Genomic DNA, 24,993 nt, shown 5'->3' on the forward strand with positions numbered 1-24,993 from the left:
AGGCGCGACGGCTGACTCAGCTGCCGCCGCGTTCGGCCACCTCGGCGGCCAGGCACAGGTCGTCCCAGGCGCGCGCCTTGTCGGGCAGGTTGCGCAGCAGGTAGGCCGGGTGATAGGTGACGACCAGCGGCACGCCCTGGTAGCGGTGCACGCGGCCGCGCAGCTTGCCGATCGGCTCGCTGCTGCGCAGCAGCGCCTGCACCGCGAAACGGCCCATCGCGAGGATGATGCGCGGCTGCACCAGCTCGATCTGGCGCACCAGGAAGGGCTCGCAGCGCTGCAGCTCCTCGGGTGCCGGGTTGCGGTTGCGCGGCGGGCGGCACTTCAGCGTGTTGGCGATGTAGACACGCTGCGCGGGCTCGCCTTCGGCCGCGCGCGACAGCGCCAGCGCCCGCAGCATCGCGTCGAGCAGCTGCCCGGCCGGACCGACGAAGGGTTCGCCGCGCAGGTCCTCCTGCTCGCCCGGCGCCTCGCCGACGATCATCCAGCGAGCCTGCGGGTGGCCGACGCCGAACACGGTCTGCGTGCGGCTCTGCGACAAGGCGCAGGCGGTGCAGCCGGCGACCGCCTCGCGCAGCGGCTGCCAGTCCAGGCCCGAGACGGCGCCCAGGTCGACGGCGGCCGGCGGCGTGACGGCCGGCCGAGGCGGCGCGGCCGCCGCCGGGCCTGCGGTGGGCCGCGGCTCGGGCCTCGGCGGCGCGGCGACGGGCAGCGACACCGGCGCCGCGGCCTCGACGGCGGGCGCTGGCGGCCCGGCGGCAGGTTCCGCGATCGGCACTTCGGCCTCGCCGGCCGGCGGCTGCCACAGCCGCAAGCCCATCGCCCGCAGCATCGCGGCCTGGCGCTCAGACCACATCGCCGGCCTCCTGCGGCACGCGCCGGTTCATCACCATCGCGTCTTCACGCCCCTGGGCCGCCGGGTAGTAGCCACGCCGGCGCCCGACGGGCTGGAAGCCGCGGCGCAGGTAGACCGAGATCGCACGTTCGTTGCCGGCACGCACTTCCAGCCAGACGATCGGCAGGACCAGCGTGCGGCAGCGCGCGTCCAGCTCGTCCAGCAAGCGCCGGCCCCAGCCGTGGCGCTGCAGCGGCGGCGCGACGGTGATGTTCAGCAGGTGCATCTCGTCGACGCCGACCATCGCGATGTAGTAGCCGACGAGCACGCCGGCGTCCACCAGCACCCAGGCCTCGTAGCCCGCGGCCAGCGAGTCGACGAAGTTGCCGCGGGTCCACGGGAACTCGTAGGCCGTGGCCTCGACGGCGACGACGGCGTCGACGTCGGCCAGCGTCATCGCGCGCAACAGCGGCAGGCTCACCGCGGCGCCTCCGCGGCGTCCTTGGCGGCACGCAGGGCCTCGCGTTCACGGGTCGTCAGCGCGACCTTGTCGCGCAGATACAGCGGCAGCGCCTGCGCCGCGTCGACGCCCGCGCCAGCGGCCCAGGCGGCACGGGCCAGGCGCAGCAGCGCCGCCGGACGGTCGTGTTCGGTGGCCACGCAGGGGCGTCCCGGCGCCAGGCCCAGGCGTTCGCCGAAGGCGGTGACGGCGCTGCCGGCCACCACGCCGGTGCTGCCGGCGGCCATCACGGCGAACGCCTCCAGCGTGTACAGCGCCGGCGCGACGACTTCGTGCCAGCACCCGTCGGCCCAGCGCCAGCGCGCGGCGTAGACCTCGTCCATGCGCGCGTCCATCGCGACGTCGACCTCGAAGCCGGCGGCGTTGGGCGCGAGCTGGGCGCGCGCGTCCTCGGCGACGATCAGCAGGCTGTCGACCGGCAGCACCGGGCAGCCGATGCCGAACGCCAGGCCCTGGGCGACGGCGCAGCTGGTGCGCAGCCCGGTGAAGGCGCCCGGGCCGCGGCCGAAGGCGACGGCGTCCAGCTCGGCCAGGGCCAGGCCGGCACGCTCGAGCAGCGCCTGCACCGTGGGCAGCAGCGCCGCGGACGCGAGCGCGCCGCCGGCCTCGTCGGCGGTCCAGGCGCCGTGCGGCGCGGCGAGCGCGACGGCCATGCGTTCGGTGGAGGTGTCGAAGGCGAGCAGACGCGCCGTCTCGGGGCTCGCCGCGGCCACGGTGCCGGGCGGGGGGGACGGATCGGGCATCGGGCGAGTTTAGCCGTGCGATCATCGCCCGATGACCCTGCCGCGTGCCCTCGCCTGCACGGCGCTCGTGATCGCCGCGCTGGGCGCGCGTGCGCAGGCGCTGCCCGCCGAAGCCCGCGCCGCGCTGGAACGCGCCGGCGTGCCGGCCTCGGCGCTGGCCGTCGTCGTGCGCGAGCTGCCGTCGGGCGGCACGCGCCTGGCCTGGCAGCCCGAGCTGCCGCTGAACCCGGCTTCGGTGACCAAGCTGGTGACGACGCTGGCGGCGCTGGAACGCCTGGGCACCGGCTGGACCTGGACCACGCCGGTGTGGCTGCAGGGCGAGATCCGCGACGGCGTGCTCGAGGGTTCGCTCGTGCTCCAGGGCCGGGGCGACCCGCAGCTGAGCGCCGAGCGGCTGCGCGCGGCGCTGCGCCGCGTGCGCCAGATGGGCGTGCAGGAGATCCGCGGCGACATCGTGATCGACGGCTCGGCCTTCGTCGCCGCCGAAACGGCGCCGGGCGACTTCGACGGCGAGGCCACCCGGCCCTACAACGTGCAGCCGGCCGCGCTGATGGCGAGCTTTCGCAGCGTCGGCTACACCTTCGTGCCCGACCCGGCGGCGGGCGTCGCACGCGTGCTCGCCGACCCGCCGCTGGCGCGCACCGCGGTGCAGCCGACGGTGCCGCTGGGCGCCGGCCCCTGCAGCGACTGGCGCACGACGCTGGGCGCGAGTTTCGGCCCGGCGGTGCGTTTTGGCGGCCGTTATCCGGCCGCCTGCGGCGAACTCGCCTGGTACGTCGCCGACCCCGACCCGGCGAGCTACGACACGCGCCTGCTCGAGGCGCTGTGGGCCGAGGCCGGCGGCCGCCTCGGCGGGCGCGCCCGCGCCGGCCTCGCGCCGCGCGACCTGGCGCCCAGCTTCGAGCTGCGCTCGCCGCCGCTGGCCGATCTGCTGCGCGACATGAACAAGCTCAGCCAGAACACGATGGCCGAGCAGATCACGCGCACGCTGGCACTGCAGCGCCGCCCCGACCTGGCGGCCGACGCCGCCGGCGCGCGCGCCGCCCTCGCCGAATGGCTGGACCAGGCGCTCGGCCCGCTGCCGCCCGGCACCGTGATCGACAACGGCTCGGGGCTGTCGCGCACGACGAGGCTCAGCGCCGGGCTGCTGGCGCGCCTGCTGGAACGTGGTTTCGCCAGCCCGGCGATGCCCGAGTTCGTCGCCTCGCTGCCGGTGGCCGGCATCGACGGCACGATGCGCCGCGCCCGGGCGCTGACGCCGGGCCGCGCGCACCTGAAGACCGGCTCGCTGCGCGACGTCGCGGCACTCGCCGGCTACGTGTTCTCCGACAGCGGGCGACGCTACGCCTTCGTCGCGCTGCTGCAGCACCCGAACGCGGCCGCCGCCCGCCCGGCTTTCGAGGCGCTGCTGCAATGGACCGCCCGCGACGCCCCTCCCCTCGCCACGCCATGACGCTCACCGACACGATCGGCTACCTGGCCGCGACGCTGACGACCGCGGCCTTCGTGCCGCAGGCGCTGCTGACGCTGCGCACACGCGACGTCAGTGGCATCTCGCTGGGCATGTACGCGGTGTTCACCGCCGGCGTCGCGATGTGGCTGGCCTACGGCATCGCCATCGGCGAGTGGCCGATCATCGCGGCCAACACCGCGACGCTGGCGCTGGCCGCGACCATCCTCGGCCTGAAGGTGTCGATCGAACGGCAGCGACGGCGCGACGACGGGGCCTGAAACGGCGAGGCCCGCGCGGCTTGCCGGCGGGCCTCGTGCGGCGGGAGCGCGGCGCGCCCCCGGCAGCAGGCGTCAGAAGCTGTAGCTGACGCCGCCGGTGAAGACCACCGGGCGGTAGTCCACCGTGGTCTTGATGACCGCCGCGCCTTCGCCGACCAGTTCGCTCTTGACCTTCAGCACCGCGACGCTGGCGAACAGGCCCCAGGTCTTGTCGAGCTTGTAGGAGAAGCCGGCTTCGGCCGTCGGCCCCCACGAGTCCTCCATGTGGATCTTCCAGCCGTAGGGCGACTTGCGCTTGGAGAAGTGCGTGTAGTTGATGCCCAGGCCGACGTAGGGGCGGAACTTGTCGCTCGGCTGGCCGAAGTGGTAGTTGAACAGCAGCGTCGGCGCCACCGAACGCGCCTCGACCACCTTGCCCAGGTAGTCCACGGAACCGTCGGCGTAGCCCTCGATCTTCGGCGGGATGCCGAGCACGAGTTCGATGCCGATGTTCGGCGACACCATGCGTTCGTAGATGAAGACCGCCGTGGTCGCATCGGTGGTGTTGGCATCGGCGCCGGCAGGCACACCCAGGCCGGACACGCCGTTGGTCTGGGCGTGGGTGTCGTAGCGCGTGATGCCGGCCTTGAACACGTTGACCGGGTAGTCCTGCGCCTGGGCCAGGCCGGCGCCGGCGGCCAGCGCCATCACCGCCAGCGCGCGAATCGTCTGCTTCATGTCGTGATTCCTTGTCTTGGCGTTCGCGCCGTCGTCATTCGGCGGCGATCCAGCCGAACTTGCGCAGTTCGGCCAGGATCTGCGTGGCGTAGTAGGCGTGGCCGCCGGTGGTCGGGTGCACGCCATCCGCGAAGAACCAGGTCGACGGGTCGGCACCGTCGGTCAGGCCGTTGTAGGGCATGCCGGTGGTCGCGTTGCAGAACAGCGAGGAGCCACCGGTCTCGGCGCCGGTGATGAGGTCCATCTTCGTCGCCGAGCACGCCGGCGTCGTGATGTTCGTGAAGCCGTAGGTCGCCGGAGCGGCATTGACGGCCGCGCCGATGGCGGCCATGTCGATGATCTGCACCGGCTCGCCTTCCAGCCCTTCGTTGAGCCACAGGTTGAAGGTCTCGGTCAGCGTCTTCAGCACGCCCTGGATGCTGGCCGGGTAGGCCTGGAACTGCGGCGTCAGCGCCGAGTTCGGCAGGTTGCCGACGGCGACGTACTTGCCGCCGTTGGCCAGGATCTTGTCCTTGACGTAGCCGGCAAGTTCGAAGGCGGCTTCCTTCATGCCCTCCTGCGCCGCGCTCTGCGCGTCGTAGAGCAGCTTGTTGCCGCGATCGGCGCTGATCTCGCCCATGGCGACCTGGGTCTGGATCGCGGTCGCCGTGGCGACGAAGGCCTGCAGCTGGACGAAGGCGTCGTTGTTGCCGGCCCAGACGATGATCAGGTCGCTGTCCTTGAAGCTGCCGAAGCGCTCGAGATGGCGGTCGATCTGCGTGACCACCGGCACCGTCAGCGCGCCGTCCTCGTGGCCGATGCCCTCGGCGTCGGTGACGCGCGAGCCGCCCTGGCCGTAGGCCGTGCAGGTGCCGGCCAGCGCCGCGCTCTGCAGCGCCGCCGGGCAGGCCACCGACGTGCCGGCGAAGCCCATGTCGGCGGGCGTGATCGTGATGCCCAGCGTCGCGGCGACACGTTCGACCCAGATGAGGTCGCCGCTGGCCGAGTCGTTGTTGGTCGTGAACTTGCCGCCGAGGTACGGCGCCGAGCCGTCGCCGGCCAGCGAGGTCGCCGGCGAGTAGGTGCCGACGTCGCTCAGGCTGTCGCCGAAGCTCACCACGGCGCTGAACGTGCCGACCGTGGTCGGGGCACCGGAAGGGCCGTCGCTGCCCGGATCGGGATTGCCGCCGCCGCCGCACGCCGCCAGCAACGCCGCGCTGATGGCGGCCGCGAGCACGCCCCTGCGCATCTTCATCATGTCTGCCCCGCTTTCTTCCTGTATTCGAACGCCGTGACGAACGTTCGTTCTAATTTGGCGAGGCGACTATAAGCGCCCAGGGGTCAACCCTGGTCAGCGGAAACCCGTGGCCGGCAGCGAGGCGTCAGAAGGGGTTGTCTTCGGCCCGCGCGATCGCCAGGCGGCCGATTTCATAGTGGGCGCGCGGGCTCAGGTGCCAGTCGTCGGCCCAGAGGTGGGTGTTGTTGCTGGCGTCCTCGATCAGCGTCTGGCTGTTGCAGTCCGGCAACTCGGCGGTGCTCAGACAGGCCGCCAGCTTCACGTTGTCGAGGTCGAAGCTGCCCGGCGACTTCTTCATCAGCTTGGTGCGCGTGTTCGACTGCACGAGGCCGATGTAGCGGCCGTCGATCAGGATGTTGGTGCCGAGCGCCTCGTTGAAGGCGTCGACCAGCGCGGTGATCAGTTCGGCGCGGTCGATGTCGGTGTTGGCCGCCTTCTCGGTCAGCGCGTACGGCGACAGGCCCATGTCGGGCAGGTCCGACAGCAGCACCTTGCCGCCGAGATCGACGATGCGGTTGACCTGCTTGGCCAGCGCCTTGCCGCGTTCGGCGGCTTCGTCCTTCAGGTCGGTCGCGGTGCGCGTCGGGTACTGCTTGTACAGCGCCAGGATGTCGTTGGCGCCGAGCATCACGGTCGTCAGGTCATCGCTGCGGAAGCCGCCGGCGGCGACCTGGGCGTCGATCTGGGCCTCCAGGTCGGCGACGACCGCACCATCGGCAGCACGGAAGAACGCCTTCACGACCTCGTCGTCGGGGTTGCACTCCTCGAAGGCGAAGTCGTAGTGGGACGCCACGCGCTGCACCCAGATCGGGTTGGACTTGCAGGCGAAGGTCTCCACGTCGGTGGTCTCGTCGACCGTGACGTAGTTGATCGTCCAGCGCTTGCCGTCGGCGTCGAGCAGGCTGTTCTCGTCGCCGAAGGCGATGACCCGGCCGGGATCGAAGGCGTCGTACTGCGAAGTGCCGCCGCCGCAGGCCGCGAGCGCCGCGGCGAGGGCGACGCCGCCGAGAACACGGCGCAGGGTTCGGCCGCGATTCAGGAAGAGGGACATGTGGACTCCGGGAAACGGATTCAGCGCGCAAGGCGGTGGTTCAGGCGGCGGCAGCGCGGGTAAGGCGGTCGCGAACGCCGTCCCATTCGGGACCCGCAGGCGGCTGCTCGACCCAGACGACCGAGGCACCGGCGGCGTCGAAGCCGCGCAGCGCCGCGAAGAGCTCGTGCGCCGCGGCGGCGGGATCGGCCGGCATCGGCCGATGGCGCACGCCGGAAACCGGCGACGGAACGACGCGGGAATATACCGCGACCCCCGGCGGCGCCGGTTTCGCGAGCATGCCCGTCAGTGACGCCGTGTCGAACAGGCGCACCCGCGCCGCCGGCGCGTAATGCGACTCCAGCGTGCCCGAGGCGCGCGGCGAGTCGGCATCGGGCGCGGCCAGCGGCGAACCGATGACCGCTTCGATCTCGCGCCGGTCCAGCGCGCCCGGGCGCAGCAGCGCGGGACGATCGCCCGAGCAGTCGACGATCGCCGACTCGATGCCCACCGGGCAGGCACCGCCGTCGACGATCAGCAGGCCGTCGCCGAACTCGCCCAGCACGTGCTGCGCGGTCGTCGGGCTGACGCGGCCGAAGCGGTTGGCGCTGGGCGCCGCGACGCCGGCCACGCCGAGCCGGGCGGCCTCGCGCAGCAGCGCCAGCGCCACCGGGTGCGAGGGCATGCGGATGCCGATCGTCGGCTGGCCGCCGGCGGCAGCTTCGCCGCGGCCTTCGCGCCGGCGCAGGATCAGCGTCAGCGGCCCGGGCCAGAAGCGCGCCATCAGCGCCTCGGCCACCGGGCCGGGGGCCTCGGCGAACTCGGCCACCGCCGCGGCGTCGGCCACGTGCACGATCAGCGGGTGGTCGTCGGGCCGACCCTTGACGGCGAAGACCGCCGCGGTGGCGATGTCGTGGTCGGCACGGGCGCCCAGACCGTAGACGGTCTCGGTGGGGAAGGCGACCAGGCCGCGGTCGCGCAGGCGCTCGGCGGCGCTGGTGATGGCCGCGGGCCTGGTTCCGTCGAGGATCGGCATCGTCGTCCTCAGAAGGCCGGCAGGCCCAGGCGCGCGCAGACCGCCAGCGCGGTCTCGCGCGCGGTGGCGGCGTCGGCCGCGGTCACCGTCAGGTGGCCCATCTTGCGCCCCCGCCGCGCGTCGGTCTTGCCGTACAGGTGCAGCGCGACGCCGGGCAGCGCCAGCACGCCGGCCCAGTCGGGCGTGCGCGGCTCGGCGGTGTCGTCCGGGAACCAGAGGTCGCCGAGCAGGTTGAGCATCACCGCCGCCGAATGCAGGCGCGGCGCAGCCAGCGGCAGGCCGGCCAGCGTGCGCAGCTGCAGCTCGAACTGCGAGACGTCGCAGGCGTCCAGGCTGTAGTGGCCCGAGTTGTGCGGCCGCGGCGCCATCTCGTTGGCCACCAGGCTGCCGTCGGCGAGCACGAAGAACTCGACGCAGAGCACGCCGACGTAATCCATCGACGCGGCCAGCCGGCCGGCGCAGTCGACGGCCCGGGCGGCGAGCTCGGCGCTGACGCCCGGCGCCGGCACCTGGGTGACGGCGAGGATGCCGTCGCGGTGCAGGTTCTGCTGCACCGGCAGATTGACGATCGCGCCGTCGCGCCCACGCGCGACGATGACGCTGAGTTCCAGCGCCAGCGGCAGGCGTTTCTCGAGCACGCAGGCGGCACGGCCCAGGCGCTGCCAGGCGGCGGCCAGTTCCTCGGCCGTCGCGACCGAGGCCTGGCCCTTGCCGTCGTAACCCAGGCGCGCGGTCTTCAGGATGCCGGGCAGCAGGTCGGCCGCCGCGGCGAGGTCGGCTTCGCGGTCGATCGTCGCGAACGGCGCGCAGGGCACGCCCGAGCGCTGGAAGTGGCGCTTCTCGGCGGCGCGGTCCTGGCAGATCTCGACCGCGGCGGCAGCCGGCGCGACCGGCACCCGTTCGGCCAGCGTGCGCAGCGAGTCGGCCGGCACGTTCTCGAACTCGGTCGTCACGGCGTCGCAGGCCGAGGCCAGCTCGGCCAGGCCGGCGGCGTCGGTGTAGGCCGCGGCGACGTGCCGGTGGGCGACGAGCCCGGCGGGGCTGGTGGCGTCGGGCTCGAGCACGACGGTGCGGTAGCCCATCGCCTGGGCGGCGTGCACGAACATGCGGCCGAGCTGGCCGCCGCCCATCACGCCGAGCGCGGCACCGGGAAGCAGGACGGGCGCGCTCACTTCAGGTCGGCCGTCATCGCGCGCGCGGCCTCGGTCTGGCGCACGCGGAAGGCGGCGAGCTTCGCCTGCAGCGCCTCGTCGTCGGCGGCGAGCATCGCGATCGCGAACAGCGCCGCGTTGGCCGCGCCGGCGGCGCCGATCGCGAAGGTCGCCACCGGGATGCCCTTGGGCATCTGGACGATGGAGTACAGCGAGTCCACGCCCTGCAGATGGCGGCTGGCGACCGGGACGCCGAGCACCGGCACCGTGGTCTTGGCGGCGACCATGCCGGGCAGGTGCGCGGCGCCGCCGGCGCCGGCGATGATCGCGCGCAGGCCACGCTCGCGCGCCGTCTCGGCGAAGGCGAACATCTCGTCGGGCATGCGGTGCGCCGACAGCACACGCGCCTCGTACGGGACGTCGAATTCCTGCAGCAGCTCGGCCGCGCCGCGCAGCGTCTCCCAGTCGCTGGAGGAGCCGAGGACGATGGCCACGCGCGCCGGGCGCGCCGGGGTGTCGGGGGAACTCAAGTGGGCGATTCCTTGCAGATCAGGTCGCCAGGCGCGACAGGCTCAGGCCCGCCAGCGCCGCCTTCAGGCGACCAATCTCGGAATCGTACCTTCCCTGGACATCGGCGAGCGCGGCGGTCCAGGCCGCCGCTTGCTCGGCGCGGCCCAGCGAGCGCGCCAGCGCGGCGTGCTGCAGCAGGAACAGCAGCTGGTCCTCGAGCGCCAGTTCGGGATGCATCGCGGGGTCCAGCGCCTCGAAGGCCGCGTGCGCGTCACCGGTACGGCCGGCGGCGGCCAGGCAGGCGGCACGCTCGAGTTCGAGCATCGCGCGGTCGGCATGGAAGCCGAAACGCGTCCGGGCCGGCCGCAACATCTCGTCGTAGAGCGCGACGGCCTGCGCCGCCTCGCCGGAGAGCATCGCGACGCGGGCGCGACAGGCCTGCATCAGCTGCATCAGCGAGAACTGCCGCGCGCCCAGGCAGTAGGCCCAGGCCGACTCGACACCGATGGCCGTCATGCGCAGCTCGTCGCTGTCGAGCCGGCCGCGCAGCGCGTCCAGCCGCAGCGTCACCAGCGCCATCGCCGGCCGGTTGTAGACCAGCGCACCGATCGTCGCGTCGTCGCCGAGCACGATCGCCTCGCGGCGCGCACGTTCGTACCAGGGGCGCGCCGCCTGGCCGTCGCCGGCGAACTGCTGCGCGATGCCGACGACGACGCAGACGCGGCTGCTGGCCTCCAGGCAGGACCCGGGGCGATCGAAGCAGGCGCGCAACGAAGCCAGCATCGCGCCGAAGTCGCCGAGCACGAACTGCATGTGCGCCAGCCACGAGGCGCTAAGGCGGATGAGGTCGTCGTGGCGCCAGGCGAGCGCGACGGTGTGGGCCCGCAGGATGCGGTCGGGGGCGGCCGGATCCATGTTGTCGAAGAACAGGATCAGCCCTTCGAGCAGCATGATGCGCACGGCGACGCGGCTCGCGCGGCCGTCGCCGTGCTCGCGCCGCAGGTCGGCGGCGGCGAGCTGGGCCGCGGCGATGTCGCCGGCGCGCGCGAGGTAGCAGGCGCGTTCGGCGGCCAGTTCGGCACGCTGGAGCGGGTCGCGACAGCCGGCGAGTTCGCGGTCGAGCCGTTCGAGCAGCCGGCTCATCGCATCACGCCGGCGCGGTGAGGCGCTCGCAGGCGAGCGCGTAGCGCGCGGTACTGGCCGCGGCCACTTCGGCCGGCAGCCGCGGCGCCGGAGCGCGTTTGTTCCAGGGCTGGCCGTCGACGGTGGCGGTCTCCAGCCAGTCGCGCACCGGCTGCTTGTCGTAGCTCGGCGGGTTCTCGCCCTCGCGATAACCGGCGGCGTCCCAGAAGCGCGAGGAGTCGGGCGTAAGCACCTCGTCCATCAGCGTCAGCGTGCCGTGTTCGTCGAGGCCGAACTCGAACTTGGTGTCGGCGATGATGATGCCGCGCGTCAGCGCGTGCGCCGCGGCCGCCTCGTACAGGCGGATCGAGACTTCGCGCACCTTGGCGGCGAGCTCGGCGCCGATCATCTCTTCCATGCGCGCGAACGGGATGTTCTCGTCGTGGTCGCCGACCGCCGCCTTGGTGGCCGGCGTGAAGATCGGCTGCGGCAGGCGGCTGGCGTTCTTCAGCCCCGGCGGCAGCGCGACGCCACAGACGGTGCCGCTCTGCTGGTACTCCTTCCAGCCCGAACCGGCGAGATAGCCGCGCACGACGGCCTCGACCGGCAGGCCCTTCAGCCGCTTGACCAGCATCGAGCGGCCGCGCACCTGGGTCACCTCGTCGGGCGCGACGACCGAACACGGATCCTCGCCGGTCAGGTGGTTGGGCACGATCGCGCCGAGCTTGTCGAACCAGAACAGCGCCATGCGCGTCAGCAGCTCGCCCTTGCCCGGGATCGGATCGTCGAGCACGACGTCGAAGGCCGACAGGCGGTCGCTGGCGACCATCAGGATGCGGTCTTCGCCGACGGCGTAGTTGTCGCGGACCTTCCCGCGTGCCAGCAAAGGCAGCGAGTGGAGATCGGACTGGTGCAGGGCGTTGCTCATGCGCTATCGCGGGCGGGCCGCGTCAAAGTTTGGGGCGGAAAATGCACGAGGGGGCCACGATGGCGGCCCCCTCTTCGTCTCGGCGACGGACGCTGCGGCGCCCGCGCAGAACCTCAGTTGACGAGCTGCGCCAGCGTGCCGGCGGTGTAACGGCGCGCCATCTCGCTCATCGCCAGCGGCTGGATCTTGGCGCCCTGGCCTTCGCAGCCAAACTCGAGATAGCGCTGCTTGCAGACCTGCTTGGCGGCCTCGCGCGCCGGCTTGAGCCATTCGCGGGCGTCGAACTTCGACGGGTTCTCATGGAGGAACTTGCGCACCGCCGCGGTCATCGCCAGCCGGATGTCGGTGTCGATGTTGATCTTGCGCACGCCGTGCTTGATCGCTTCCTGGATCTCCTCGACGGGCACGCCGTAGGTCTCCTTCATCTCGCCGCCGTACTGGTTGATCAGCGCCAGCAGGTCCTGCGGCACCGACGACGAGCCGTGCATCACGAGGTGGGTGTTGGGGATGCGCGCGTGGATCTCCTTGACGCGCGAGATCGCGAGGATGTCGCCGGTGGGCTTGCGCGAGAACTTGTAGGCGCCGTGGCTGGTGCCGATGGCGATCGCGAGCGCGTCGAGCTGGGTCTGCTTGACGAAGTCGGCGGCCTGCTCCGGGTCGGTCAGCAGCGCCGAGTGGTCGAGCTTGCCGACGGCGCCGATGCCGTCCTCCTCGCCCGCCTCGCCGGTCTCCAGCGAGCCCAGGCAGCCGAGCTCGCCTTCGACGGTGACGCCGACCTCGTGCGCCATCGCGACGACCTTGCGCGTCACGTCGACGTTGTATTCGTAGCTCGACGGCGTCTTGCCGTCTTCCATCAGCGAGCCGTCCATCATCACCGAGCCGAAGCCCAGGTCGATGGCGCCGCGGCAGATCGCCGGGCTCTGGCCGTGGTCCTGGTGCATGACCAGCGGCACGGACGGGAAGGCTTCGACGGCGGCCTGGATCAGGTGCTTGATGAAGGCCTCGCCGGCGTACTTGCGGGCCCCGGCGCTGGCCTGCAGGATGGCCGGCGCGCCGACTTCCTTGGCCGCTTCCATCACGGCCTGCACCTGCTCGAGGTTGTTGACGTTGAAGGCCGGGATCCCGTAGCCGTTTTCGGCGGCGTGGTCCAGCAGCTGACGCATCGAGACGAGTGGCATGGTGGTCTTCCCGCGGAGTGAAAAAGGTGGCGCCCGGCCGCGCGACCGCGCGCCGGGCATGCGGAAGATTCTAGCCACTGCCCCCTGCCCCGACCCGGTACGACCAGGTCGCAGGCGGGTATGCGCCGCGCCTCAGGCGACGCGGCAGACCTTGAGCATGTTCGTGCCGCCCGGGTGCCCCATCGGCTCGCCGCAGGTGATGGCATAGGTGTCGCCGGGGCGCAGCACGCCGCGCTGCACGAGGATGCGCTCGGCGGCGGCCAGCGCCTCGTCGCGGTCGGTGAACTTGGGCACCAGCAGCGGCGTGACGTTGCGGTACAGCGTCATGCGGCGCTGCGGCGCCGGCGCCGAGGTCAGGCCGTAGATCGGCACCTTGATGTGGTGACGGCTCATCCACAGCGCCGTCGAGCCCGACTCGGTCAGCGCCAGGATCGCGCGGCAGCCCAGGTGGTGCGCGGTGAACAGCGCGCCCATCGCGATCGACTGGTCGATGCGGCCGAAACGTTTGTTGGTGAAGTCGGTCTCGAGATGGAAGTCGTCGGCGGCCTCGGCCTCCAGCGCGATCGCGGCCATCTGCTGGATGGTCTCGACGGGGTAGCGCCCGGCGGCGGTCTCGGCGCTGAGCATCACCGCGTCGGTGCCGTCGAGCACCGCGTTGGCGACGTCGCTGACCTCGGCGCGCGTGGGCACCGCGTTGACGATCATCGACTCCATCATCTGCGTGGCGGTGATGGCGATCTTGTCGGCTTCGCGCGCCATGCGGATCATGCGTTTCTGCAGCGCCGGCACCGCGGCGTTGCCGACCTCGACGGCGAGGTCGCCGCGCGCGACCATGATGCCGTCGGAGGCCTTCAGGATCTGCTCGAGCACGGGGATCGCCTCGCTGCGCTCGATCTTGGCGATCAGCCCCGGCTTGTGGCGCCAGGGTTCGCCGGCGACGTTGCACAGCTGGCGCGCCATCTCCATGTCGGTGGCGCTCTTGGGGAAGCTGACGGCGACGTAATCCGCCTGGAAGCTCATCGCGGTGCGGATGTCCTCCATGTCCTTGGCCGTCAGCGCCGGCGCGGTGAGGCCGCCGCCGGCCTTGTTGATGCCCTTGTTGTTGGACAGCTCGCCGCCGACGACGACGCGGGTGAAGACGCGGTCGCCGACCACCTGCTCGACCGACAGCCGGATCAGCCCGTCGTTGAGCAGCAGCGTGTCGCCCGGGCGCACGTCGCGCGGCAGGTCCTTGTAGTCCAGGCCCACGCCGTCGGCGTCACCCGGCTCGGTGCGCGAGGCGTCGAGCACGAAACGTGCGCCGTTCTGCAGATCGACCTTGCCCTCGGCGAACTTGCCGACGCGGATCTTCGGGCCCTGCAGGTCGGCCATGATGGCGACCTCCTTGCCCGCCGCGGCGGCGACCTGGCGCACGAGGCTGGCGCGGTCGATGTGGTCCTGCGCCTTGCCGTGCGAGAAGTTCATGCGCACGACGTCGACGCCGGAGCGGATCATCGCCTCCAGCACCTCGGGCGACGAGGAGGCGGGTCCGAGGGTGGCGACGATCTTCGTGGCTCGCATGGCGGCTCTTTTCTCGAAACGCTGGAAACCCAGCGCCTGCGATTATCGGCAGAAGGCCTGCCGCCGCCACGTTTGCCCGGGTACGGCCCGATTACGCCGTGGCCTGTCTCACGATCGACAAGGTCGCCGCCTCGGCCACCGCCAGCGCGGTGATGTTGATGACCCGGCGCACGGTGGCCGACGGCGTCAGGATGTGCGCCGGCGCTGCGGTGCCCAGCAGCATCGGGCCGACGGTGACGCCGTGGCCGCTGGTCATCTTCAGCACGTTGAACAGGATGTTGGCGGCATCCAGGTTGGGCAGCACGAGCACGTTGGCGCTGCCGGCCAGCGTGCTGTCGGGCAGGTAGCGTGCCCGCACCTCGGCCGACAGCGCGGCGTCGCCGTGCATCTCGCCGTCGCACTCGATGTGCGGCGCCATGCGCACGAACAGGTCGCGCGCCGCGCGCATGCGCTGCGCCGAAGCCCGCGCCGACGAGCCGAAGATCGAATGCGAGAGGAAAGCCACCTTGGGCGGCAGGCCGAAGCGGCGCACCTCCTCGGCGGCCATCAGCGCGATCTCGGCGAGTTGCTCGGCGCTGGGCTCCTCGTTGACGAAGGTGTCGGCCAGGAACAGCGTGCCGCTGTCCAGCGGCAGCGCGTTCATCGCCGCCAGCGTCCTGGCGCCGGGTTTGAGGCCGATCGCCGCACGCACGTGCTCCAGGTGCGAGTCGTAGCGCCCGGCCAGGCCGCAGACCATCGCCTCGGCCTCGCCGCGGCGCACCATCAGCGCCGAGGTCAGCGTGTGCGAGCGCCGCACCGTCGTGCGCGCCGCCTCGGGCGAGATGCCGTCACGGCCCATCAGGCGGTGGTAGGCCTGCCAGTACTCGTCGTAGCGCGGGTGGTCGGCCGGGTCGACGACCTGGTAGTCGCGGCCGGCTTCGAGCCGCAGCCCGGCCTGCGCCGCACGCTCGGCGATGACCGCCGGGCGGCCGACGAGGATGGGCTGGGCCAGCCCCTCGTCGAGCACGGCCTGCACCGCACGCAGCACACGCTCGTCCTCGCCTTCGGCGTAGACGACCCGCGCCGGGCGCGCCTTCGCGGCGTTGAACACCGGGCGCATGAACATGCCGGTCTGGTAGACGAAACGCGTCAGCGACTGGCGGTAGGCCTCCAGGTCGGCGATCGGCCGCGTCGCGACGCCCGACTCGGCCGCCGCCTTGGCCACCGCGGGCGCGATGCGCAGGATCAGGCGAGCGTCGAACGGCGTCGGGATCAGGTAGTCGGGGCCGAACTTCAGCTCCTTGCCGGCGTAGGCCGCGGCGACCTCGCTGCTGGCCTCGGCCTTGGCGAGCGCGGCGATCTCGTGCACGCAGGCGACCTTCATCGCCTCGGTGATCTTCGTCGCGCCACAGTCGAGTGCGCCGCGGAAGATGTACGGGAAGCACAGGACGTTGTTGACCTGGTTCGGGTAGTCGCTGCGGCCGGTGGCGATGATGCAGTCGGGCCGCACGGCCTTGGCCAGCTCGGGGCGGATCTCGGGCTCGGGGTTGGCCAGCGCCAGGATCACCGGCTGGGAGGCCATTGTCGCCACCATCTCCGGCGTCAGCACGCCGGCAGCCGAGCAGCCGAGGAAGACGTCGGCCCCGGCCACCGCGTCGGCCAGCGTGCGGCCCTCGCTGCGCTGGCAGTAGCGCATCTTCGACTCGTCGAGCCTGCCGGCCAGCACGTCGGCGCGCTGGTCCTGGATCAGGCCCTTGGAGTCGCAGACCCAGACGTTCTCGCGCCGCACGCCCAGGTCGACCATCAGGTCCAGGCAGGCGATGGCCGCGGCGCCGGCGCCGGACACGGCCAGCTTGACGCTCGCGATGTCCTTGCCGACGAGTTCCAGCGCGTTGAGCAGCGCCGCCGACGAGATGATCGCCGTGCCGTGCTGGTCGTCGTGGAAGACCGGCACGTTCATGCGCTCGCGCAGCTTGCGCTCGATGTAGAAGCACTCGGGGGCCTTGATGTCCTCGAGGTTCACGCCGCCCAGCGTCGGCTCCAGCGCGGCGATGATCTCGACGAGCTTGTCGGGGTCGCGTTCGGCGAGCTCGATGTCGAAGACGTCGATGCCGGCGAACTTCTTGAACAGACAGCCCTTGCCTTCCATCACCGGCTTGCCGGCCAGCGGGCCGATGTCGCCCAGGCCCAGCACCGCGGTGCCGTTGGTGACCACGGCCACCAGGTTGGCGCGCGAGGTGTACTCGGCGGCCAGCGCCGGGTCTTCCTCGATCGCCAGGCAGGCGTAGGCGACGCCGGGCGAATAGGCGAGCGACAGGTCGCGCTGGTTGGACAGCGGCTTGGTCGGGGTGACGGAAATCTTGCCGCGCACGGGGGCGCGGTGGTAATCCAGCGCCGCCTCGCGCAGTGCGGCTTCGGCGTCGGAGAGCTTCTTGTCCAAGGGGGAACTCCTCGCGCCCCGGCGTTGATGCCTTGCCGGGGGCGAATGCAAAACGGCCGGCGGCGCCCGCCGCCGGCTCGTGGGCACCGGCGTGCGCCGGTGCCGCCGGGGCTTCAGGCAGCCGCGCGGCGGGTCAGGATCTCGAAGGCCGGCAGCGTCTTGCCCTCGAGCACCTCGAGGAAGGCGCCACCGCCGGTGGAGATGTAGCCGATGTCCTTCTCGATGCCGTACTTGGCGATCGCGGCCAGCGTGTCGCCACCGCCGGCGATGCTGAAGGCGTCGCTTTCGGCGATCGCACGCGCGACGGTCTCGGTGCCGTGCGAGAAGGCGTCGAACTCGAAGACACCGACCGGGCCGTTCCAGACGATGGTGCCGGCGGCCTTCAGCTTGTCGGCCAGCAGCGCCGCGGTCTTCGGGCCGATGTCCAGGATCAGGTCGTCGGCGGCGACGTCGGCCGCGTCCTTGACGGTGGCCGGCGCGTCGGCGGCGAAGGCCTTGGCGGTGACGACGTCGACGGGAATCGGCACCTCGGCGCCGCGCGCCTTCATCGCCTCGATGACGGCCTTGGCCTCGCCGACCAGGTCGGCCTCGGCCAGGCTCTTGCCGATCGGGAAGCCCGCGGCGAGCAGGAAGGTGTTGGCGATGCCGCCGCCGACGATCAGGCCGTCGACGTTCTTGGCCAGGCTCTGCAGGATCGTCAGCTTGGTGCTGACCTTGCTGCCGGCGACGATGGCCACCAGCGGCCGCTTCGGGTTCGCCAGCGCCTTGCTGATGGCGTCGATCTCGGCGGCCAGCAGCGGGCCGGCACAGGCGATCTTGGCGTACTCGGCGATGCCGTAGGTGCTGGCCTCGGCGCGGTGCGCGGTGCCGAAGGCGTCGTGCACGAAGATGTCGCACAGCGCGGCCATCTTGCGCGCCAGCTCTTCCTTGTTCTTCTTCTCGCCCTTGTTGACGCGGCAGTTCTCGAGCAGCACGACCTGGCCGGGCTGCACGTCGACGCCGTCGACCCAGTTCGCGACCAGCGGCACCTCGCGGCCGAGCAGCTCGCCCAGGCGCCTGGCGACCGGCGCCAGCGAGTCCTCGGGCTTGAACTCGCCTTCGGTCGGGCGGCCCAGGTGCGAGGTGACCATCACCGCGGCGCCGGCGTCCAGCGCCATCTGGATGCAGGGCACCGAGGCGCGCACGCGGGTGTCCTCGGTGATCTGGCCGTCGTCGGACAGCGGCACGTTGAGGTCGGCACGGATGAAGACACGCTGGCCGCGGGCACGGCCGGCCGCGGCGAGGTCGGAAAAGCGCAGGACGTTCATGGTGTTGAGCGACAGGCTGACGTAAGACGGCCGCTAGTGTCGCATCCCGCCCGGCGCGGGGCTACCAGCCGAGGCCCAGGCGCAGCGCGACCATCACCGCGCTGCCGACGACGATGGTGCCGAGGATGCCGCGGCGCCAGAAGAACCAGCCCGCGCCGGCGGCCGCGGCGAACAGCCGCGGGTCGCGCCAGGTGTCGATCAGCTGGCCCTGGGACATCACCACTTCGGGCGCGACGACGGCCATCAGCGCCGCCAACGGCGCGTAGCGCAGGCCTTCGCGCAGCCAGCCCGGCATCGGCAGCTCGCGTTCGGGCAGGATGAAGAAGGCGCGCGTGAGCAGCGTGATCACGGCCAGCCCGGCGATCGTCAGCGCCATCTTCAGCAGTTCGGCCCAGTCGATCATCGTGTGCCTCCGACCGGCGTCGCCGGGCCCGGGCGCGAACGGTCCATCAGCAGGCCGATGGCCACCGCGGCGGCGATCGCGACGACGATGTTCAGCCTGAGCGGCAAGGCGTAGGCCGCCACCGCGGCGCAGCCGGCGACGGCCGCGGAGACCAGCGACGAGCGGCTGCCCAGCAGCGAGCAGGCCAGGCCGATCAGCGCCAGCGTGCCGGCGAAACCGATGCCCCACTCGGTCGGGATCACGTCGGCCAGGGCGATGCCGACCAGCGACGGGATCTGCCAGGCGAACCAGTTGGACACCGCACCGCCCCAGAAGTACGGCTTCTGCTCGGGCGCGGGCACCGGCTCGGGAAAGCGGCGCATGAACAGGATGTAGTTCAGGTCGCCGCTGAAGAAGGCCATGCGCGTGCGCTCGGCGCGCGGGTAGGCGGCGAAGTAGGGCCGCCACTGGGCGCTGAAGATGACGAAACGCAGATTGACGCAGAAGGCCGTGGCCCAGACCACCCAGATCGGCGCGCCGGCGGCGATCAGCGGCAGCGCGGCGAGCTGCGCCGAGCCGGCGTAGACGAACAGTGTCATCGCCACCGCCGCCGGCACCGACAGGCCGGCCTTGATCATCGCGACGCCGGTGATCAGGCCCCAGGCGCCGATGCCGGGCAGGATGCCGGCGATCTCGCGGGCGCCACGGCGGAACTCGGGGTGGCGCCAGCCGAACATCCCATCAGACATTCGGTGGATTGTCCCATCGGCCCGCCCCGGCCGCCCGCGCGGGGTCTAGCGGCGGCGCACCGAGCCGCTGCCGAGCACGCTGACCGCCGGGGTCGCGGCGCCGCCGTGGCGAACGTCGCCGGAGCCGACGATGGACACCGACAGGCTCGCGTCGGCGGTGACATCGGCGTCGCCGCTGCCGGCGATCGACACGGTGGCGCTGTCGGCGCGCAGCGAGGCGAGGTCGGCATCGCCGCTGCCGGCGATCTTCAGCGACAGCTGGCCGGCGCGGCCATCGGCGGCGACGTCGCCGCTGCCGGCGATCGACACCGCCAGCGCGCCGGCGTCGAGCGCGCGCAGCTTGACGTCGCCCGAACCGGCCACCGCGACGGCGAGCGACGGCGTCTTCAGGCCCTCGACGACGGCGTCTCCCGAGCCCTTGACCGCCAGCCGCGTGAGCTGCACGGCTTCGACCGTGACGCGGATCGGGCGCGACCACGAGAAGCCGCGATCCTCGCGCAGTCGCACGACCAGCGTGCGCACGCCGCGGCGCTCCTCGACCAGGGTCTCGACACGCGCCTGGTCGGCGGCGTCGGTCTCGACCTGCACCGACTCCCGGCCGGTGGCGCGCACGACGAGGTCGACCGGGCCTTCCAGCTCGATCGCCGAGAACCCGGTAGCACTGCGCGCCTGGCTGGCGGTGGCCGCCTGCGCGGGCGTGGCGGCAAAGGCGGTGAACGCGGCGAAGACGGCGGACATCGCGGCGACGGCGGCAGTGGAAATCAGGCGGTTCATCGTGGGCTCCGGGTGCATGGAGCGCACTGTGCCGGCCAGCGCCGCATGCCGCGACAGCGGCGCGACGAAACGCAGCCGGCGCCGACGAAGCGTCGTCAGGAGCGCTTCTTGCGGCCGGCGTCGGCCGCCGGCTCCTCGTCCTTGGCATCCTCGGTCGCCGCGTCCTTGGCGACCGCGGTGCCGCCGCCCTGCGGCGGCACGACCTCGAGGTTGTTCTCGCGCATGTAGTCGTTCATCTCCTTCCAGCCCGCGAACACGGCGGCCTTGTCGGCCTTCTTGTTCATGCCGAAGCAGTCCTCGATCGCGCGGCCGGCGTGGCGGCAGGCGGCACCGATGGCGCGGCCGTCGGCGTCCTTCTTCGCGGCGACGGCGGTGGCCGACTCGATGCCGAGCTGGTCACAGCCGGCGATCGCCAGCGGCAGCACGACGGCCGCCGCGACACGGAGCGGGGAACGGAGGCGAAGCATCTTCACCCCCGGAATATCGGCCGCCGCGGCGGCGGCTTGAGCGCCGGGTTCAGGCCAGGCGCACGCCCGGCGCGACCGGCCGACCCTTCAGGAACTCGCCCGCCGGCACGCGCCGCCCGCCGGTGCGCTGCAGCTCGCGCAGTTCCAGCGCGCCCTCGCCGCAGGCGACGACGAGACCGCCCTCGCCCGCCGCGAGCACCGTGCCGGGCTCGCCGGCGCCGGCCACGAGCGCGGCGCGCCAGAGCTTGAACGCCTCGCCGTCGAGCGTGAAGCTGCAGCCGGGGAAGGGGTCGAAGGCGCGCACACGGCGTTCGATGACCGCCGCCGGCAGCGTCCAGTCGACGGCGCCTTCGGCCTTCTCGATCTTGGCGGCATAGTTGGCGCCTGCTTCGGGCTGGGGCGTGGGCGTCAGCGTGTCGAGCCGGCCGAGTGCGTCGACGACGAGGCGCGCGCCCAGCGCCGCCAGCTTGTCGTGCAGCGTCGCCGTCGTGTCGTCGGCGGCGATCGCCAGCGACTCCTTCAGCAGCATCGGCCCGGTGTCCAGGCCGGCGTCCATCTGCATGATCGTGATGCCGGTCTCGGCGTCACCGGCCTCGATCGCGCGGTGGATCGGCGCCGCGCCGCGCCAGCGCGGCAGCAGCGAGCCGTGGATGTTGATGCAGCCCAGCCGCGGCAGGTCCAGCACCCACTGCGGCAGGATCAGGCCGTAGGCGGCGACGACGAGCACGTCGGGCGCCGCCTGCTGCAGCGCCGCGCGGCCGGCCGCCGCCTCGTCGGGGTACTTGCCGTCCAGGCGCAGGCTGCGCGGCTGCGCCACCGGCAGGCCGTGCGCCAGCGCGCACTGCTTGACCGGCGAGGCCTGCAGCTTCATGCCGCGGCCGGCCGGGCGATCGGGCTGGGTCAGCACCAGCGGCACGTCGATGCCGGCGGCGAGCATCGCGTCGAGCGCGACGCGCGCGAACTCGGGTGTACCGGCGAAGGCCGCGCGCAAACGGCTCATGCGACGCCGCGCGCTTCTTCGCGGGCGCGCTTGGCCATCTTGATCTTGATGCGCTCGCGCTTGAGCAAGCTGAGGTACTCGACGAACACCTTGCCGTCGAGGTGGTCGATCTCGTGCTGGGCGCAGACCGCGGCCAGGCCCTCGAGCGCGATCTCGAACTCGGCGCCGTCACGGTCGAGCGCACGCACCGTCACGCGGGCGTTGCGCGTCACCTTGTCCCAGACCTGCGGCACCGACAGGCAGCCCTCTTCCCAGATCACCAGCTCCTCGCTGCGGGCGACGATCTGCGGGTTGATGAAGACCATCGGCTGGTCGTGCTCGGGCGAGGTGTCCATCACGAACAGGCGCTCGTGCACGTCGACCTGGGTCGCGGCCAGGCCGACGCCTTCGGATTCGTACATCGTCTCGAGCATGTCGGCGACGAGCTGCTTGATGCGCGCGTCGACGGCTTCGACCGGCTTGGCGAGCTTGTGCAGCCGGGGATCGGGATAACGCAGGATGGGGAGTTGGGCCATGGTGCGGCGGCGAAGGGCGCCCGGTCGTCGGAGCCGGGCCACGTCGCGGCGCCCGGCAGCGTGAACGGCTGCACGCGGGCGCGGCGGCAACGACGAAATCGTTTCGACAGCAAGGGTTTACGGGCAGAATCTGCCAATTCAAGTGAGCAGTTCGCGCCCGCAGCCTTTGCGAATTGTCGCACCGCCGCGCGACGCCCCTTGCGAGGAGAGCCAAGACCCATGAGCCGCCCAAGGCCGATGAAGATCACGCGCTGGGGTGCCGTCGCCGCGCAGGCCGCCATGGCCGCCGCCGTCGCCGCCGCGCTGCCCGCCCTGGCCGCGCCGAACTACCCGGTGACGCCCACGCAACGCGACACCGCGCGCCAGGTCGCCCAGGCCGGCGTGCCGCTGTCCGAACTGGCGCCCGACGCGCCCGAGTCACACGTCGTCAAGCGCGGCGACACGCTCTGGGACATCTCCAGTCTGTTCCTGAAGAGCCCCTGGCGCTGGCCCGAGCTGTGGGGCATGAACCTCGAGCAGATCCGCAACCCGCACCTGATCTTCCCCGGCCAGGTGCTGGTGCTGGTCAAGCGCGACGGCCGCGCGACGCTGCAGGTGGGCCAGTCGCTGAGCGCCGACCCGCCGACCGAAAGGCTGTCGCCGCGCGTGCGCGCCGAACTGCTCGAGAACGGCGCGATCGCGGCCATCCCGCTGCACCTGATCGGCCCCTTCCTCAACGAGGCGGTGGTCTTCGAGACCAACGAGCTCGAGCTCGCGCCGCGCATCGTGGCGACGCAGGAAGGCCGGGTGCTGCTGTCGCGCGGCGAGACCGCCTACGTGCTCGGCGACCTGGGCGGCGCGCGCGAGTTCCGCGTCTTCCGCCAGCCGCAGCCGGTGCGCGACCCCGAGACACGTGAGGTCCTCGGCTACGAGGCGCGCTACGTCGGCACCGCCGACTACGTGCGCCCCGGCGAGGAGCGCCTGGGCGCCGACGGCAAGCCGCGCATCGTGCCGGCGTCCTTCGTCGTCAGCTCGATCCGGATGGAAGCCGGCGTCGGCGACCGGCTCTCGCCGGTGCCGCAGCGTGAACTCACGGCCTACGCGCCGCATGCACCGGCCGCGCCGATCGAAGGCCGCATCGCCTCCATCTACGGCGAAGCGTTGTCGGCCGGACAGAACCAGATCGTCGCGCTGAACAAGGGCCGCCGCGACGGCCTCGAGCGTGGCCACGTGCTCGCGCTCTGGCGCGCCGGGCGTGCCGACTTCGACACCACCAGCGGCAAGAAGACGCCGATCCAGCTGCCCGACGAGCGCCACGGCCTGCTCTTCGTCTTCAGCGTCTTCGAGCGCGTGTCCTACGCCTTGATCGTCAACGTCAAGGACCCCGTCACCCCGGGCGACCGCTTCACGGGCCCCTGAGGCCGCCGATCCGCAGAGCGCGATGGCGTGCCCGGACGACTTCGACGCCTGGTTCCGGCTGCTGCAGACGCCGGGGCTGGGGCGCGAGGGGGCCAGGCGGCTGCTGGCGGCGTTCGGCGGCCCCGAGGCCGCGCTGGCCGCCGCGCCGCAGGCGCTGAGCGACCTGGGCGGCCCGGCACTGGCTGCCACGATGGCGCGGCCGGCACCCGAATGCGACACGCGGCTTGCCGCCGCGCAGGCCTGGCTGGCCGGCGGCGAAGACCGCCACGTGCTCACGCTCGGCGACCCGCTGTATCCGCCGCTGCTGCTGCAGACCGCCGACCCGCCGCTGCTGCTGTACCTGCAAGGCCGGCCGGAGCTGCTGAGCGCCGAGTCGGTGGCCATCGTCGGCAGCCGCGAGGCGACGCCGCAGGGCCTGGCCAACGCGCGCGAGTTCGCCCGCGCGCTGGCCGAGGCCGGCCTGGCGATCGTCTCGGGCCTGGCCGCCGGCATCGACGGCGCGGCGCATGAGGGTGCACTCGCCGCCGGCGGCACGACGATCGCCGTCGTCGGCACCGGGCCCGACCGGGTCTACCCGGCGCGCCACCGGGCGCTGGCGCGGCGCATCGCCGAGACCGGCGCGATCGTCAGCGAATACGACCCCGGCACACCGGTGCTGCCGGAGCACTTTCCGCAGCGCAACCGCATCATCGCGGCGCTGACGCGCGGCACGCTGGTCGTCGAGGCCGCACCTCGCTCGGGTTCGCTGATCACCGCCCGGCTCGCCGCCGAAGCCGGACGCGAGGTGTTCGCGCTGCCAGGCTCGATCCACTCGCCGCAGTCACGCGGCTGCCACGCGCTGATCCGGCAAGGCGCGCTGCTCGTCGAAAGTGCCGGCGAGGTGCTGGAAACGCTGCGCGGCATGCACGCGGCCGTGCCGGCGGCGCCCGCGCCACCCGACCCCGACGAACCGTGCGACCCGGTGCTGGAGGCTCTCGGCCACGACCCGGCGACGCTGGACGCGCTGCTGGCGCGCACCGGCTGGCCGAGCGCCGAACTGAGCGCACGCCTGCTCGAACTGGAACTCGACGGACGGGTCGCGCGCCTGCCCGGCGGACTTTTCCAACGCCGCAGCGCAGGCTGAAAACAGCCCCCCGGCACCCGCCGCCCCCCTGGGTTATAGTGGTTCCATGTTCGACGTCCTCGTGTACCTCTACGAGAACTACTGGCGGCCGGACGCCTGTCCTGACCCCCAGCAGCTCCAGCGCAAGCTGTCGGCCGTCGGATTCGAGTCCGACGAGATCCAGGAAGCGCTGCGCTGGCTCGAGGGCCTGGCGAGCAGCGCCGACTCCTGCGTCGGCAGCACGATGTCCGGCAGCCTGCGGGTCTACACCGAGTCCGAGCGCGACCTGCTCGGCGAGGAGTCCATCGGCTTCATCTGCTTCCTCGAATCCGCGGGCGTGCTGCCGGCACCGATGCGCGAGATGGTCATCGACCGCGCCACCGCGGTCGGCAACGGCCCGATCGACCTGGAGGACCTGAAGATCATCGTGCTGATGGTCTTCTGGAGCCTTGGCGAGGAGCCCGACGCGCTGATCCTCGACGAACTCTTCGTCGCCGCCGAGGACCGGCTGATCCACTGAACGGCGCCCGGCGCCGGCCGCCC

At 72.3% G+C, this 24,993-nt stretch carries 26 protein-coding genes; 5 read left to right on the top strand and 21 right to left on the bottom strand.

Annotation, left to right across the window (positions count from 1 at the left end; all coding sequences use genetic code 11):
• Nucleotides 1-16 precede the first annotated feature (16 nt).
• From EV684_RS02120 to tsaB, 3 genes are read right to left on the bottom strand one after another with little or no spacing between them, the layout of a single operon-like run.
• Nucleotides 17-856, bottom strand: coding sequence for a uracil-DNA glycosylase (locus EV684_RS02120; protein WP_132644546.1), 840 nt, complete (start codon nt 854-856; stop codon nt 17-19).
• On the bottom strand, nt 846-1,316 hold the full coding sequence (gene rimI / locus EV684_RS02125) for a ribosomal protein S18-alanine N-acetyltransferase (protein WP_132644547.1): 471 nt from the start codon (nt 1,314-1,316) through the stop codon (nt 846-848). Before rimI ends, EV684_RS02120 begins: the two co-directional genes overlap by 11 nt.
• Nucleotides 1,313-2,098 carry a tRNA (adenosine(37)-N6)-threonylcarbamoyltransferase complex dimerization subunit type 1 TsaB gene (tsaB, locus tag EV684_RS02130; RefSeq protein ID WP_132644548.1) on the bottom strand — a complete coding sequence of 262 codons (786 nt, stop codon included), beginning with the start codon at nt 2,096-2,098 and terminating at the stop codon, nt 1,313-1,315. Before tsaB ends, rimI begins: the two co-directional genes overlap by 4 nt.
• A 31-nt stretch (nt 2,099-2,129) precedes the next feature.
• Between tsaB and dacB the strand changes: the two genes are divergently transcribed.
• Both dacB and EV684_RS02140 read left to right on the top strand, forming a co-directional pair.
• Complete coding sequence (gene dacB / locus EV684_RS02135; RefSeq protein ID WP_132644549.1) at nt 2,130-3,551, top strand: D-alanyl-D-alanine carboxypeptidase/D-alanyl-D-alanine endopeptidase; 1,422 nt, start codon at nt 2,130-2,132, stop codon at nt 3,549-3,551.
• The gene (locus EV684_RS02140) at nt 3,548-3,829 is read left to right on the top strand and encodes a SemiSWEET transporter (RefSeq protein WP_132644550.1); all 282 of its coding nucleotides are present in this window, start codon (nt 3,548-3,550) and stop codon (nt 3,827-3,829) included. The genes dacB and EV684_RS02140 overlap by 4 nt, the downstream gene beginning before the upstream one ends.
• Before the next feature lie 72 nt (nt 3,830-3,901).
• On the opposite strand, the gene EV684_RS02145 is transcribed toward EV684_RS02140, so the two are convergent.
• From EV684_RS02145 to def, 18 genes are all read right to left on the bottom strand, one after another.
• A complete protein-coding gene (locus EV684_RS02145; RefSeq protein ID WP_132644551.1) occupies nt 3,902-4,546 on the bottom strand; it encodes an OmpW/AlkL family protein in 645 nt (214 codons plus the stop codon).
• Nucleotides 4,547-4,580: 34 nt separating this feature from the next.
• Complete coding sequence (locus tag EV684_RS02150) at nt 4,581-5,780, bottom strand: SGNH/GDSL hydrolase family protein (RefSeq protein WP_242478564.1); 1,200 nt, start codon at nt 5,778-5,780, stop codon at nt 4,581-4,583.
• Between the two features lie 127 nt (nt 5,781-5,907).
• Nucleotides 5,908-6,873, bottom strand: coding sequence for an SGNH/GDSL hydrolase family protein (locus EV684_RS02155; protein ID WP_132644553.1), 966 nt, complete (start codon nt 6,871-6,873; stop codon nt 5,908-5,910).
• 40 nt (nt 6,874-6,913) lie between these two features.
• Nucleotides 6,914-7,888, bottom strand: coding sequence for an L-threonylcarbamoyladenylate synthase (locus tag EV684_RS02160; RefSeq protein ID WP_132644554.1), 975 nt, complete (start codon nt 7,886-7,888; stop codon nt 6,914-6,916).
• An 8-nt stretch (nt 7,889-7,896) separates the two neighbouring features.
• The gene (locus EV684_RS02165) at nt 7,897-9,060 is read right to left on the bottom strand and encodes a 5-(carboxyamino)imidazole ribonucleotide synthase (RefSeq protein WP_132644555.1); all 1,164 of its coding nucleotides are present in this window, start codon (nt 9,058-9,060) and stop codon (nt 7,897-7,899) included.
• Nucleotides 9,057-9,569 (bottom strand): 5-(carboxyamino)imidazole ribonucleotide mutase, encoded by a 513-nt coding sequence (gene purE, locus EV684_RS02170; protein ID WP_132644556.1) that lies wholly within the window; start codon nt 9,567-9,569, stop codon nt 9,057-9,059. The genes EV684_RS02165 and purE overlap by 4 nt, the downstream gene beginning before the upstream one ends.
• 19 nt (nt 9,570-9,588) lie before the next feature.
• Nucleotides 9,589-10,692 (bottom strand): hypothetical protein, encoded by a 1,104-nt coding sequence (locus EV684_RS02175; RefSeq protein WP_132644557.1) that lies wholly within the window; start codon nt 10,690-10,692, stop codon nt 9,589-9,591.
• A gap of 4 nt (nt 10,693-10,696) precedes the next feature.
• On the bottom strand, nt 10,697-11,599 hold the full coding sequence (locus EV684_RS02180) for a phosphoribosylaminoimidazolesuccinocarboxamide synthase (protein WP_132644558.1): 903 nt from the start codon (nt 11,597-11,599) through the stop codon (nt 10,697-10,699).
• Between the two features lie 113 nt (nt 11,600-11,712).
• Nucleotides 11,713-12,777 (bottom strand): class II fructose-bisphosphate aldolase, encoded by a 1,065-nt coding sequence (fba, locus tag EV684_RS02185; RefSeq protein WP_132644559.1) that lies wholly within the window; start codon nt 12,775-12,777, stop codon nt 11,713-11,715.
• Nucleotides 12,778-12,909: 132 nt separating this feature from the next.
• Nucleotides 12,910-14,337, bottom strand: coding sequence for a pyruvate kinase (pyk, locus tag EV684_RS02190; protein ID WP_132644560.1), 1,428 nt, complete (start codon nt 14,335-14,337; stop codon nt 12,910-12,912).
• Between the two features lie 91 nt (nt 14,338-14,428).
• Nucleotides 14,429-16,756, bottom strand: coding sequence for an NADP-dependent malic enzyme (locus tag EV684_RS02195; protein WP_132644561.1), 2,328 nt, complete (start codon nt 16,754-16,756; stop codon nt 14,429-14,431).
• A gap of 113 nt (nt 16,757-16,869) precedes the next feature.
• Entirely contained in the window at nt 16,870-18,063 is a 1,194-nt protein-coding gene (locus tag EV684_RS02200; protein ID WP_132644562.1) for a phosphoglycerate kinase, read from the bottom strand.
• Nucleotides 18,064-18,124: 61 nt separating this feature from the next.
• A complete protein-coding gene (locus tag EV684_RS02205) occupies nt 18,125-18,466 on the bottom strand; it encodes an AzlD domain-containing protein (RefSeq protein ID WP_200222369.1) in 342 nt (113 codons plus the stop codon).
• Complete coding sequence (locus EV684_RS02210; RefSeq protein ID WP_132644767.1) at nt 18,463-19,182, bottom strand: AzlC family ABC transporter permease; 720 nt, start codon at nt 19,180-19,182, stop codon at nt 18,463-18,465. The genes EV684_RS02205 and EV684_RS02210 overlap by 4 nt, the downstream gene beginning before the upstream one ends.
• A gap of 57 nt (nt 19,183-19,239) precedes the next feature.
• On the bottom strand, nt 19,240-19,968 hold the full coding sequence (locus tag EV684_RS02215; RefSeq protein ID WP_132644563.1) for a head GIN domain-containing protein: 729 nt from the start codon (nt 19,966-19,968) through the stop codon (nt 19,240-19,242).
• A 95-nt stretch (nt 19,969-20,063) separates the two neighbouring features.
• Complete coding sequence (locus EV684_RS02220; protein ID WP_132644564.1) at nt 20,064-20,435, bottom strand: hypothetical protein; 372 nt, start codon at nt 20,433-20,435, stop codon at nt 20,064-20,066.
• 49 nt (nt 20,436-20,484) lie between these two features.
• Nucleotides 20,485-21,426 (bottom strand): methionyl-tRNA formyltransferase, encoded by a 942-nt coding sequence (gene fmt / locus EV684_RS02225; protein WP_132644768.1) that lies wholly within the window; start codon nt 21,424-21,426, stop codon nt 20,485-20,487.
• A gap of 5 nt (nt 21,427-21,431) precedes the next feature.
• Nucleotides 21,432-21,950, bottom strand: a complete 519-nt coding sequence (gene def, locus EV684_RS02230; RefSeq protein ID WP_132644565.1) for a peptide deformylase — start codon at nt 21,948-21,950, stop codon at nt 21,432-21,434.
• Between the two features lie 237 nt (nt 21,951-22,187).
• On the opposite strand from def, the gene EV684_RS02235 reads away from it, so the two are divergent.
• The 3 genes from EV684_RS02235 to EV684_RS02245 are packed head-to-tail and all read left to right on the top strand — an operon-like array spanning nt 22,188 to nt 24,970.
• Entirely contained in the window at nt 22,188-23,348 is a 1,161-nt protein-coding gene (locus EV684_RS02235) for a LysM peptidoglycan-binding domain-containing protein (protein ID WP_165908366.1), read from the top strand.
• 22 nt (nt 23,349-23,370) lie between these two features.
• Nucleotides 23,371-24,471, top strand: coding sequence for a DNA-processing protein DprA (gene dprA / locus EV684_RS02240; RefSeq protein ID WP_132644567.1), 1,101 nt, complete (start codon nt 23,371-23,373; stop codon nt 24,469-24,471).
• A 46-nt stretch (nt 24,472-24,517) separates the two neighbouring features.
• Nucleotides 24,518-24,970: a DUF494 family protein gene (locus EV684_RS02245; RefSeq protein WP_132644568.1), complete on the top strand. Its 453-nt coding sequence runs from the start codon at nt 24,518-24,520 to the stop codon at nt 24,968-24,970.
• Nucleotides 24,971-24,993 lie beyond the last annotated feature (23 nt).

The sequence above is a fragment of the Rubrivivax gelatinosus genome (assembly GCF_004340905.1).
GTDB classification, from domain to species: domain Bacteria; phylum Pseudomonadota; class Gammaproteobacteria; order Burkholderiales; family Burkholderiaceae_C; genus Rubrivivax; species Rubrivivax gelatinosus.